Raw genomic sequence first — 11,415 nt, forward strand, 5'->3', positions numbered from 1 at the left:
AAACGCGGCGGAGGCCGGTTAGATCTTCACCTCGACACCGGGCAGGTTCAACGCCTTCATCAGCTCACGCAATTCCTGACGGGCCGCCACGTTCGAGATGTTCATCTGCCCCACAACACCCACGTCGCGCAGGTCAAGCAAGGTCAGGCCGCGCGGGAACAGTTCGCGGAAGATCACCCGTTCGTTGAAGCCTGGCGCCACGCGAAAGCCAATGCGCTTGGACAGGTCTTCGACCGCGTCCCCCATCTTTTTCTTGTTGTGCATCATTTGCGCGCCCAGACGGTTGCGCACGACAACCCAGTCGATCGGTTTCAGCCCGGCCTTGGCGCGCAACTGCCGCGCGTTCCACACCATCTCGGAATAGACAGACGGGCCTTTGACCTTGTTCGTGTCCGGGTCGATATGTGCCAGCAGGTCGAAATCGACGAAACTGTCATTGAGCGGCGTGATCAGCGTGTCGGCCAGCGAATGGGCCACCTGGCTGAGGCGCGTATGCGATCCGGGGCAGTCAATGATGATGAAATCGCGATCCGCCTCAAGTGCTGCGACGGCCATGGACAGGCGCCGGTCATAGGGGTTTTCGCCGGGTTTCAATGTGGCAGGATCGACCTCGGGCAAGTCATGGTATTCAGGGGTCGCCAGATCGACGCCTTCGCGTGCCATGGTGGCCTTGCGGTTTTCGACAAAGCGGCCAAATGTCTTCTGGCGCAGGTCCAGATCAAGCACCCCGACCTTGTGGCCCAGCCGCGCCAGCGCCGTTGCCACATGCATGGACACGGTGGATTTGCCAGCCCCGCCCTTTTCGTTTCCGACCACAATGATATGCGCCACGCCTGTATCCCCGACTGTTGTGCAGCTTCTTATGTGCGGGGACTATAGATACGAAGCCCAACGGGGGGAAGATGCTGCGCGCATTGAAATCGGGGTTGAGTCTTCAATGCCATAGGTGGGGTGCGGCGGCCCTATTGGGTTGGATGCTAATCGACACCGGGAACCCATGCAAAGGCGCGGTCAAGAAAGGCGCGCGCGTTATCCGTCACGGGTGATCCATGCGCTATGATGACCGCTTGCGATTCCCATGATTTCACCCGGTGCACAGCCTGTTGCAGGGCGGCCTTGTCTCGAAAGGCGATTCGAAATTTCCGGGGCACTGCAGCTTCAGGCTCGGTCATCAGGTCAAGGCGCGCGATGACGGCCCGCCAGCCGGAAAACCAGCCCTTGGGCAGTTGCTGAAGTAGGTCGGTGAACAGGATCGTGCCACTGGGGCGGTGAAAAAACACGATCTCGGTGGTGATGGCGTTTCCGGTAAAGGCGATCTGGTCGATGGCACCGACCCAGACGGTTTCTGGCGTATCGGACAAAGTGCCGGCAAAGGCGATGTCGCTTCTTTTCGCAGGCAGTCCCGGCGCGGCAAAGGGGACCGCGTCTGGAAAAGCCGCGATCCAGTCAGACATGAAAACGTGATGCAGGGTGTTGGGGGCGATCAGGTATGTCACCCGGCCAAGGGCGAACACCTCGTGCCTCAGTGCGTCCGTCAGTGCGATGGGGGACCAGACGAACAGGTCGTTGCCCGGCAACCGGATCACCACCATGCGCGTCGGATAGTGAAAGCCAGCGGCGGCTTTGATCGAGGGGCCGTCAGCCAGCCAGATCTCTGGCCCAAATTGTGAGATCATCCTGCGCCCCCTGCCGATGGTTCGTCGCCAAGGCTAGGGGGGCTTGTCACGACCCGCAACGAAAAACGCCGCCCCGGTTGGGACGGCGTTTCTGTCTTGGAAAAAGGTTGGGCTTAGAAGCCGAACCCTTCGTATTTCGACTTGAATTTCGACACGCGTCCGCCAGTGTCCAGCAGGCGGGTGCCGCCACCGGTCCAGGCGGGGTGCGCCGAGGGGTCGATGTCCAGCGCCAGCGTGTCGCCTTCCTTGCCCCAGGTCGAGCGCATCTGAACGATCGTGCCGTCGGTCATCTTGACGTCGATCATGTGATAGTCGGGATGAATATCCTTTTTCATAACGACGCTCCTTATGCTTTCTTGGCTTTGTAGTTGGCATCTTCTGCGATACGGGCCGATTTACCACGGCGGCTGCGCAGGTAATACATCTTGGCGCGACGCACGCGACCACGACGCACCACGGTGATCGAGTCGATGTTGGTCGAGTGCAGCGGGAACACACGCTCCACGCCTTCGCCGAAGGAAATCTTGCGCACGGTGAACGATCCGGCAATGCCCGACCCGTTTTTGCGGCTGATGCACACGCCTTCATAGTTCTGCACACGGGTGCGCGACCCTTCGGTCACCTTGAAGCCGACGCGAATGGTGTCACCGGCTTTGAAATCGGGAATATCCTTTCCCAGGGCGGCAATCTGTTCCGCCTCAAGCTCTGCGATCAGGTTCATCTGACCATCTCCTATCTGTGCTTGCGGTTGGTCCGCAAAGTTAGCTGCCGTCCAAGAGCTCCTTGTCTTCACCGGGTCCGCCATCGCGCCCGCAGGAGGTCGTCCGTCGTTTCTTGTCTGTTTTTCAGCCGGGTCGTTGGATGCAGAAGAACACACCACCCCAAATGAAAAACGCCCGCGCGACTCGAACGAGTGGCAGACGAGCGGTGTATAGGGGCATTGCCCCCCCGGATCAAGGACAGAATGAAGGTGCGCAGCCCCCCCGAAAAAGCGGAAGCTGCGCCCTGTGCCTGGCGCAGCTTCCCGTGTTTCGGCGTCCGTGAGTGGTGTTCGTCAAGCTAGGACGAGGGGGGCCGAAAACCCGGTGCGCGCCGTGCGAAACATCGGGATGCGACGCTTCAATTCCGCCGATGGGCGCGGGGTGCAGGCTGCACGCTTCTTCTGTGCAAGGGCGTTCAGTGCGTTGATGCGGTTCTGTTTTGCAGTGATCAAGAGTTCCATGTCGTTTACCTTTCCTGCCGTTATCCGGTCGTTCAGAGTTCGAAGTTCACAAACTGTTTTCAATCGAAAAGAGACTAAGAAAGATGGTCGCGTGATGGTCTGCGGTATCTCTTGCAATGGTGGGTCGGTCTATCGTTAATTCAACGTTACACGCCCCGAAAATGACACAAATTCACCTTTCTCGGTTCCCCATAAATGGCGAGTGCAAAAGGATATAACCCGTTTTACTTTAAGGGTTTTCGAAACAGTTTCGGGTGCAGATCGCGGACAGTTGCACTTTTCGAAACAAAGCCACAAAAAAGCCTTGATTGAAATGCGGCGAACCGGGTCAATCCGCCCCGTCCTCGTCGCGGTTTCGCCGCAATGATTCCCACAGATCGGGCCGCCGTTCGCGCGTAAGTTGTTCGCTCTTCTCGCGCCGCCAATCCGCGATCTTGCCGTGATGGCCGGACATCAGAACCTCGGGGATGGGGCGTCCGCGCCACGTTGCGGGGCGGGTGTATTGCGGGTGTTCCAGAAGCCCGGCGGAGAAACTTTCCTCTTCGGTCGAGGCTTCGTTGCCCAGGACGCCGGGCAGAAGCCGCACGGTGGCGTCCAGCAGGGCCTGGGCCGCGATCTCGCCCCCGGTCAGAACGAAATCGCCCAGGCTAACCTCTTCAACCTCGTATTCTTCCAGTACCCGTTCATCGACGCCTTCAAACCGCCCACAAAGTATGGTCATCCCGTCGCAGGCGGCAAACCTGCGGGCCATGGCCTGATCCAGTGGGCGCCCACGCGGCGACATATAGAGGATGGGCCACTTGGCGCGATCCCTGGTCACGCCTGATTGGGCCGTGTCAATGGCCTGGCCCAACACATCCGCACGCAGCACCATGCCCGCACCGCCGCCTGCCGGGGTATCGTCGACGTTGCGATGCCTGCCCTCGCCAAACGGGCGCAGGTCAATGGGCTCCAGCGCCCACAGCCCGTCCTTCAAGGCCCGCCCCGTCAGGCTTTCGCCCAGCACACCGGGGAAGGCCGACGGAAACAGGGTGATCACCTTGGCCGTCCAGACCCCGGCATAGCGCGGCGTGTCGGTCATCAACGCGCGCGGTTTGATCGAGGCTGAAACCGCGATCTTGCCATGCGATTTCATCCCACGGGCCTTGGGGCTTGTGGGTGTGTCCGGTTCAGGGCGCTTTGGTTTGTCCGTCATGGCGTTTCCCATACCGGGTTTCGGTTGGGGGGGGAAGTCAGGGCGTGCGACGATGCGGCGCCAGCAGACGTTCTTTCTGCGCTTTCAGTTCCTGCTTCGAAAGGCGCTGCCGGTTCAAAGCCAGAAATGTCGCGCGCAGATTTTCACCCTGTCCACGGTTCCTGTGCGGGGCAGGGGCGAGGTCAGCACGCACAGCCGCAGGCACATCTGCCAGGTCCAGCAACGCGCTGGCCAGGCCATGCGGGTCGTCGGCATGATCCTCGAGCGCGGCGGTGACGACCGGTATGGGGGACAGCGCGTCTGCCATCTGCCGCGCCTGTTCAATCGGGGCTATGTCCATCGGGAACCGCCCGCGAAAGGTGTCGTAATCATCGGTCAGGCGGATTGAGCGCAACAGATGCCCATGGACGGAGCGCAGCCACGCCTCGCGTTCGCGGGTCGTGTAGAAAAACGTGATCGTCACATCCGGGCCAAAGCGCAGGCGCAGTTCTTTCACGATAGAGCGCGCCAATCTGCGCGCCGCCGGCAGGTAGGACGTGATCATTCGCCCGCCCAACATCCGGTGTCCGGGCATTCCGCCTGAGAAACTTTCGCGCGACAGGATGATCGTGTCGTGATCGGGGATCGCGGCCAGAAACGTGCGAAACGCCCTGCGAAACACATACAGGCGATGCGGAAACGGGCGCTGAGCATAGAGGCGGGCGGCAGCGCCTGCATTCATGAAATCCCGCTGACCGTAGTAATCGAGCCACGGTGCAAGGGCTGTGCGGTTCTGGGCAAGAAAATCCTGAAGGCTTGTCGTGCCGGTTTTGTGAAACCCGGCATGGACGATCACATGCGTCATTCCGGAAAGACGCCTTTTGGCGGGTCGGCGATGATCCGTCCTGCCGCGAGGTCGACGGTCGGCACCGCCTCAAGCGTAAAGGGAAGAAGTGCGCCGGTTTTCAGGCCGGGTCCCTGCACCTCCAGCACGTCACTGGCGCCGTGATTGTGCACCGCAGACACGCGCCCCAATTCACGCCCGCCCGTGTCCAGCACCACCAGACCGATCAGGTCCGCGTGGTAATATTCGTCATCCGGCAGGTTGGGCAATGCGCTTCGGTCGGCAAACAGCCGGGTGCCGCGCAGTGCATCGGCGTCTTCCTTCGTGTGCACACCGTCGATCCGGGCTGCAAATCCATTCTTGATCGGGCGATCCAGCGTCAGGGCAAACTGGCGACTGCCATCCTCGGACCAGAGCGGGCTGTAGTCGCCGATCGCGTCCGGTTCGGCGCAGAAACTTTTCACCCGCACCTCGCCCTTCACGCCATAAGCCCCGGCAATCGCACCCACGCAAATCCGATCTTCGCTCATTCCACACCTACGCAAATGCCCCGATCAACGGCACCACCCCGGTCAAGACAGCGGTCCGTCATCGAATTTCGTTCAAACAGCAACCCGGCCAGAAACCCGGCCCCGACAATCAGGATCAACCGAAAGGGGCGAAATAGCAAACCCATGTCACTGCTCCTGCGTCGGTGTCAGCGGGTTTCGATGGGCAACGACCCGCGCCGCGCCTCCCAGCCCGCATGTTCAAGTTCCGGGCTGTCGTCCACCGTTTCCGGCCATCCCAGACAGAAATAGCCGACCAGTTCCCAGTTGGCCGGAACACCAAGATCACGGCTCAGCCGCGCCGGGTCAAGGATCGACACCCAGCCCAGACCAAGCCCGCGGGCGCGCACCGCCAGCCAGAACAGCATGATCGCCGAGACCACGGAATAGCGGCGCATCTCGGGCATGGTGGCTGCACCAAGGCCGGCGCCTTTCGCCGTTCCCTCGTCGCTGAAAACGGCCAGTTGCACCGGCGCGTCCTGCATCCCGGACAGTTTCAGCCCGGCATACAGTTGAGCCTTGTCGCCAGAATAGCCCTGCAAGGCATCGTCATTTGCTTCTGTGAAGTTGTCCAGCGCCGCGGCACGCGCCGCATCGCTTTCCACGCGGATCACCCGCCAGGGTTCTGACAGCCCCACAGACGGCGCCAGCAGAAACGCGTCGAGGCACTCTTGCAGGAGTGCCTCGTCCACAGGATCGCTGCGAAAGCGGCGCACATCGCGCCGCCAACGCATCAGATCTTCAAGATCCGACTGGAACGCACGTGAAAAGCTGTGCATGTCAGACCTGCTCCGCGCCGGAGTTTATTCTTCCGAAGCGGCTTCTTCGGCAGGCTCTTCGGCCGGGGCGGCAGCAGCCTCGGCAGCAGCGGCGGCCTTGTCGGCTTTTTCCTGCAGACGCTCCTGAGCTTTCTTGCCCGGCTCACCTTTTTTCAGGTTTGCACGCTCTTTCTTTTCCAGAACGCCAGCGGCTTCCAGGAAGCGCGACACGCGGTCGGACGGCTGTGCGCCCTGGTCCAGCCAGTATTGCACGCGTTCCATGTCCAGTTTCACACGCTCTTCCGAGTCTTTCGGCAGAAGCGGGTTGTAGGTGCCCAGCTTTTCGATGAAGCGGCCATCGCGCGGCATGCGCGAGTCGGTGGCAACCACACGATAGAAGGGACGTTTTTTCGAGCCGCCACGGGCGAGACGAATTTTCATAGCCATAAGAGTTTCTCCTGTTTTTCTAGCTATTTGAGCGGGGCATTGCCCCAATCATTCCTGATGTTTCTTGTGATGCCTGATCACCTCATCAATGATGAAGTTCAGGAATTTCTTGGCGAATTCCGGGTCCAGATTGGCGCGGCGCGACAGGTCTTCCAGACGTTCGATCTGCTTGGCTTCGCGGTCGGGGTCCGATGGTGGCAGATCGTGTTCGGCTTTCAGCTTGCCCACCGCCTGCGTGTGTTTGAACCGTTCGCCCAGCGTATAGACCAAGATCGCATCCAGCCGGTCGATAGACTGGCGGTGGTCTTTCAACAGTGCTGCGGCGCGGGTCACGTCATCGGTCATGGCAGGGGACTGGTTTTTGGGTGTGTCGCTCATGAATAAGCCTCTGCTCCGCCGTTCACCAGATCGGAAGGTGCCGGGTGCCGCCAGATATGCACTTCGCCAAATGCGGGATGATCATAGGTGTAATCAAACATCGCGCCCAGACGCTTGGCCACGGCCTTGCTGCCCGTATTGTTCGGGTCGATCAACGAGATTGCCGTATCCCATCCCAGAATGTCATAGGCATAGGTCCGGGCCGCGAGTGCGGCTTCGGTGGCATAGCCTTTTCCGGTGGCGTGGTTCATCAGGGTCCAGCCGATTTCCGGCTCGGGCCAACTGTGCGGGCACCACAGCCCGACATGGCCCACATAGGAGCCGGTTTCTTTTTCTTCGACGCCCCAAAAGCCATAACCGCGCATCGCCCAATGCCCCAGCAGCATGGCGATCATACGCCATGTTTCGTCTGGGCGTATCGGGCCACCCACGAACTTCGAGGCATCCGAGGCGAAGAACGCGGCCTCGGCGTCGAAATCCGCTTCGCACGGCGCCCGCATGATCAGGCGCTCGGTCTCAAGCCGTGGGATATCAAGGGTGGTAAAGGTCACGTCACTTCTTCTTCCCGAAACCAGACAGGCCGGGGGGCAATCCGCCACCGCCCAGACCGGGCAGGCCACCCTTGGCGCCCATCGCTTTCGCCGCGGCTTCCAGCGCCTTGGGGTCCATCGACGACGGGTCCATGCCGCCCATATCCGGCATTCCACCGCCTTTGCCGAACATGCCGGACATGGCCTGTTTCAGCATCTTGCCTTTGCCCATCTTGCCCATCTTCTTCATCATGTCGCCCATCTGGCGCTGCATTTTCAGAAGTTTGTTCAGGTCGGACACTTCCATGCCTGCACCCGCTGCAATGCGCTTCTTGCGGCTGGCTTGCAGGATTTGCGGGTTGGCGCGTTCGCGTTTGGTCATCGACTGGATCAGCGCGATCTGCTGTTTCAGAACCTTGTCGTCCATGCCAGCGGCCTCGGCCTGTTTAGCCATCTTCTTCATGCCCGGCATCATCCCCATGATCCCTTGCATACCGCCCATCTTGATCATTTGCTCAAGCTGCATTTTCAGGTCGTTCATGTTGAACTGACCCTTCTGAAAACGCTTCATCATGCGCTCGGCCTGTTCGGCCTCGATGGTTTCCTGCGCTTTTTCGACCAGCGAAACAATATCGCCCATGCCCAGAATGCGGCCCGCGATTCGCTCAGGCTCGAACGTTTCCAGCGCGTCCATCTTTTCGCCAAGGCCGACATATTTGATCGGCTTGCCGGTCACGGCGCGCATCGACAGGGCCGCACCGCCGCGCCCGTCGCCATCCATCCGGGTCAGAACCACGCCCGAGATGCCGACCTTGTCGTCAAATTCCTGTGCAACCTCGACCGCGACCTGACCGGTCAGACCATCGACCACCAGAAGCGTTTCGCGGGGGTTGACCACGGCCGAGACCTGCTCGACCTCGTCCATCAGGACTTCGTCGATGTGCAACCGGCCTGCGGTGTCCAGCATATAGACGTCATAGCCGCCCATCGTCGCCTGTTGCTTGGCGCGCTTGGCGATGTCGACGGGTTTCTGGCCCGGTACAATGGGCAGCGTGTCAACGCCCACCTGCGTGCCCAGAATGGCCAGCTGGTCCATCGCCGCCGGGCGATACACGTCAAGCGAGGCCATCAGCACACGCTTGCCGTCTTTTTCCTTCAGACGCTTGGCCAGCTTGGCGGTCGTCGTCGTTTTTCCGCCCCCTTGCAGGCCGACCATCAGGATCGGGGCAGGGGGGTTGTCGATCTTCAAGGCACCCGGTTCACCTTCGCCGGTCAACACTTCGACCAACGCATCGTGAACAATCTTTACGACCTGCTGGCCGGGGGTCACGGATTTGGTGACGGCCTGACCTGTGGCTTGTTCCTGCACCTTCTTGATGAAATCACGCGCCACGGGCAGCGAGACGTCGGCCTCAAGCAATGCCACGCGGACTTCGCGCAGGGCCGTTTTCACGTCATCTTCAGAGAGCGCACCCTGTTTCGTCAGGCGGTCAAAGACACCGGACAGGCGGTCTGACAGGCTTTCGAACATATCTCGGCTCCTTTGCCGTTTCGTTAGTCCCCAGATAGGGGCAGGCTGCGCATTTCCCAAGGACCAAGCCAAGCCAACCGACCAAACGATGAACGCCCCTGTGGGCGCAACGCGCTGACAGAGGGCGATCCCGGCAAAAGCCATGGGACCGGAAGCTTAGCGACTCCCGGAGTTGGGGCGGAAATAGCCCGCTTGACCCTTGCTGTCAAGGAATGCCGCACCTCTGTTCGATGCCCGGCGTGAATTGACCTGTATCATGGTTGTGCATAGCGGGTTGGCATATGCAATATGGGAAACGGAACACTCGAAACACAGGAGCGCCGAGATGTACAAGAATGTCCTCGTGCCGATCGCACTGGATCATGAGCGGGATACAAAGGAAGCGTTGAGCATCGCCAAGGCCATCGCCGAAAAAGGGGCCAGCATCACGGCCCTGCATGTGATGGAAGAGGTGCCGGCTTACGTCGCCCAATACCTGCCCGAAGGCCAATTGGAAGACAATGTGCACGAACTGGAACGTCGCATGGCCGAAGAACTGAAGGGCGAGGACAACATCGCCATCAAGGTCGTGTCGGGCCATGCCGGTCACGCCATTGTCGATTATGCAAAGCGTCACGGCGTGGATTGCATCGTCGTTGCCTCGCACCGGCCCGGCCTGACCGATTTCTTTCTGGGATCGACCGCCGCCCGCGTCGTGCGCCATGCGCCTTGCGCGGTGCATGTGTCGCGATAGTCCGCGCATCACGGGATTGTTGGGAAAACGGGCTCTTGCGGCCCGTTTTTTCGTGCCTACATCATTGATCGAAAAGGCAGGAGGAGCCAGCACATGAAATGTCCGATTGATGGAACAGAGCTTTTGATGACGGAACGCCACGGGGTCGAGATCGACTATTGCCCCGACTGCCGCGGGGTCTGGCTGGATCGCGGTGAATTGGACAAGATCATCGAAAAGGCGACCCCCGCCGTGGTGCTGCCGGATCCCGATCCTGCCTCCGCGCCTGCCGATCCGCGCGACCTGCCGGGACCGATCACCGCAGATGCGCCGCGCAGCGCCCGCCGCGATGATCGCGACGATCGCCGGCACCGGAAGCCGTCGCGCAAGGATCGGTATCGCTATGATGATGACGACGACGATTATGACGACGACTACCGCCATGCGAAACGCTATAAGCGCAAGCGCGGCAAGTCGATCCTGTCGGAAATTTTTGACTTCGACTGATCCGCAGTCGGGACCCGAACGGGCTGGCGACAGGTGTTGGGGGTGAGCCATTTCCGCCCACCCTCAAATCTGATGTTCATCTGGCGCGTGAAAGGCATTAGGCTTTCCCCATCAACAGGAGGAAGCCATGCCAAAGATCAGCAAAGCCCCCGATTATCAAACCGTTATCACCACGTTTGAAATGACGCCCGGCACCTGTCAGGATCTGCTGGATGCACTGACGGATGCGTATCAGCAGTTCATCTCGAAGCAGCCGGGTTTCGTCGCCGCCGGTCTGCATGTCAACGACGCGCAGACGCGGATTGCCAACTATTCCCAATGGAAAAGGCGCGAGGATTTTCAGGCCATGCTGCGCACCGACGAGATGCGCGAACGCAACCGGGTCATCGCGACCCTGTGCAAGAGCTTTGAGCCTGTCATGTATGACGTGTTCGAAACCTTTGACTGAGCGATGTGGAAAGGGACGCCCATGAAAACCAAGATTGCTGTTCTGGCCACTGTGTTGCTGGCCACACCCGCGCTGGCCGATGGGGTGAACATCCGCCCGGATGTCGCCTCGGTCACGGTCGAGACATCTTCTGGCCCGGTCGAGATTTCGCGCATTCCCGATCCGGATAACCAGATCACCGGGGAATGGGCGCAGACCTCGCGTCCGTGTCCGAATTTCTGTGTCCAACCCATGGTGCCCGCGCCCGGTGTGACCCCGATTGGCGAGTTGGAGCTTCTGGACATGCTGCAAGATCCCGAGGTGATCGTGGTCGACAGCCGCGTGCCCGCCGATCACGCAGGCGGCACAATTCCCGGTGCCATCTCGATCCCCTATAACGAGGCACCGGATCGTCTGGACGAACTGGGGTGCGAGATTGATTTCGACGGGTTCGATTGCGACGGCGCCAAAACCGTGGCCCTGTTCTGCAACGGCAACTGGTGTGGACAATCTCCGACAGCGGCACGCCGGATGATCGAAGCAGGGTATCCCGCAGACAAGATCCATTACTATCGCGGTGGTATGCAAGCCTGGCGCCTGTTGGGGCTGACCGTGACGGACCCTCAGTGAAGCGGGTGGCGCGGCGCGGGTGGTCTGCTCG

18 protein-coding genes are annotated in these 11,415 nt (G+C 60.4%); 4 read left to right on the forward strand and 14 right to left on the reverse strand.

Going from position 1 to position 11,415, the window contains the following annotated elements; genetic code table 11:
- Positions 1–18: 18 nt before the first annotated feature.
- The 14 genes from IE188_RS09765 to ffh all read right to left on the reverse strand — a co-directional run bounded on the left by IE188_RS09765 (position 19) and on the right by ffh (position 9,108).
- Positions 19–831 carry a division plane positioning ATPase MipZ gene (locus IE188_RS09765; protein ID WP_191286295.1) on the reverse strand — a complete coding sequence of 271 codons (813 nt, stop codon included), beginning with the start codon at positions 829–831 and terminating at the stop codon, positions 19–21.
- Positions 832–977: 146 nt separating this feature from the next.
- Positions 978–1,676, reverse strand: coding sequence for a DUF4336 domain-containing protein (locus tag IE188_RS09770; RefSeq protein WP_191286296.1), 699 nt, complete (start codon positions 1,674–1,676; stop codon positions 978–980).
- 113 nt (positions 1,677–1,789) lie between these two features.
- Positions 1,790–2,011: a 50S ribosomal protein L31 gene (gene rpmE, locus IE188_RS09775; protein WP_191286297.1), complete on the reverse strand. Its 222-nt coding sequence runs from the start codon at positions 2,009–2,011 to the stop codon at positions 1,790–1,792.
- Positions 2,012–2,022: 11 nt separating this feature from the next.
- A complete protein-coding gene (rplS, locus tag IE188_RS09780) occupies positions 2,023–2,397 on the reverse strand; it encodes a 50S ribosomal protein L19 (protein ID WP_191286298.1) in 375 nt (124 codons plus the stop codon).
- A 333-nt stretch (positions 2,398–2,730) separates the two neighbouring features.
- A complete protein-coding gene (locus IE188_RS09785) occupies positions 2,731–2,898 on the reverse strand; it encodes a hypothetical protein (RefSeq protein ID WP_191286299.1) in 168 nt (55 codons plus the stop codon).
- A 328-nt stretch (positions 2,899–3,226) separates the two neighbouring features.
- Positions 3,227–4,033 (reverse strand): tRNA (guanosine(37)-N1)-methyltransferase TrmD, encoded by an 807-nt coding sequence (gene trmD, locus IE188_RS09790; protein ID WP_229836703.1) that lies wholly within the window; start codon positions 4,031–4,033, stop codon positions 3,227–3,229.
- Positions 4,034–4,130: 97 nt separating this feature from the next.
- Positions 4,131–4,937, reverse strand: coding sequence for a hypothetical protein (locus tag IE188_RS09795; protein WP_191286301.1), 807 nt, complete (start codon positions 4,935–4,937; stop codon positions 4,131–4,133).
- On the reverse strand, positions 4,934–5,446 hold the full coding sequence (gene rimM, locus IE188_RS09800) for a ribosome maturation factor RimM (protein ID WP_191286302.1): 513 nt from the start codon (positions 5,444–5,446) through the stop codon (positions 4,934–4,936). The genes IE188_RS09795 and rimM overlap by 4 nt, the downstream gene beginning before the upstream one ends.
- Complete coding sequence (locus IE188_RS09805) at positions 5,443–5,592, reverse strand: hypothetical protein (protein WP_177179290.1); 150 nt, start codon at positions 5,590–5,592, stop codon at positions 5,443–5,445. Before IE188_RS09805 ends, rimM begins: the two co-directional genes overlap by 4 nt.
- Positions 5,593–5,613: 21 nt before the next feature.
- Positions 5,614–6,243 (reverse strand): 5,6-dimethylbenzimidazole synthase, encoded by a 630-nt coding sequence (gene bluB / locus IE188_RS09810; RefSeq protein WP_191286303.1) that lies wholly within the window; start codon positions 6,241–6,243, stop codon positions 5,614–5,616.
- Between the two features lie 24 nt (positions 6,244–6,267).
- Positions 6,268–6,669 (reverse strand): 30S ribosomal protein S16, encoded by a 402-nt coding sequence (rpsP, locus tag IE188_RS09815; RefSeq protein ID WP_191286304.1) that lies wholly within the window; start codon positions 6,667–6,669, stop codon positions 6,268–6,270.
- A gap of 48 nt (positions 6,670–6,717) precedes the next feature.
- Positions 6,718–7,014: a chorismate mutase gene (locus IE188_RS09820; protein ID WP_191286348.1), complete on the reverse strand. Its 297-nt coding sequence runs from the start codon at positions 7,012–7,014 to the stop codon at positions 6,718–6,720.
- A 29-nt stretch (positions 7,015–7,043) separates the two neighbouring features.
- The gene (locus IE188_RS09825; RefSeq protein WP_308442447.1) at positions 7,044–7,598 is read right to left on the reverse strand and encodes a GNAT family N-acetyltransferase; all 555 of its coding nucleotides are present in this window, start codon (positions 7,596–7,598) and stop codon (positions 7,044–7,046) included.
- Position 7,599: 1 nt separating this feature from the next.
- Positions 7,600–9,108 (reverse strand): signal recognition particle protein, encoded by a 1,509-nt coding sequence (gene ffh / locus IE188_RS09830; RefSeq protein WP_191286305.1) that lies wholly within the window; start codon positions 9,106–9,108, stop codon positions 7,600–7,602.
- Positions 9,109–9,433: 325 nt separating this feature from the next.
- On the opposite strand from ffh, the gene IE188_RS09835 reads away from it, so the two are divergent.
- The 4 genes from IE188_RS09835 (at position 9,434) to IE188_RS09850 (ending at position 11,384) form a co-directional block, all read left to right on the forward strand.
- Positions 9,434–9,841, forward strand: coding sequence for a universal stress protein (locus tag IE188_RS09835; protein WP_191286306.1), 408 nt, complete (start codon positions 9,434–9,436; stop codon positions 9,839–9,841).
- A 93-nt stretch (positions 9,842–9,934) separates the two neighbouring features.
- Positions 9,935–10,327 carry a TFIIB-type zinc ribbon-containing protein gene (locus tag IE188_RS09840; RefSeq protein WP_191286307.1) on the forward strand — a complete coding sequence of 131 codons (393 nt, stop codon included), beginning with the start codon at positions 9,935–9,937 and terminating at the stop codon, positions 10,325–10,327.
- Between the two features lie 127 nt (positions 10,328–10,454).
- Positions 10,455–10,775, forward strand: coding sequence for an antibiotic biosynthesis monooxygenase family protein (locus IE188_RS09845; RefSeq protein WP_191286308.1), 321 nt, complete (start codon positions 10,455–10,457; stop codon positions 10,773–10,775).
- A gap of 21 nt (positions 10,776–10,796) precedes the next feature.
- Positions 10,797–11,384 carry a rhodanese-like domain-containing protein gene (locus tag IE188_RS09850; protein ID WP_191286309.1) on the forward strand — a complete coding sequence of 196 codons (588 nt, stop codon included), beginning with the start codon at positions 10,797–10,799 and terminating at the stop codon, positions 11,382–11,384.
- Positions 11,385–11,415: the final 31 nt, after the last annotated feature.

Origin of the sequence: Aliiroseovarius zhejiangensis (assembly GCF_014656375.1) — a bacterium.
In the GTDB taxonomy this organism is placed as follows: domain Bacteria; phylum Pseudomonadota; class Alphaproteobacteria; order Rhodobacterales; family Rhodobacteraceae; genus Aliiroseovarius; species Aliiroseovarius zhejiangensis.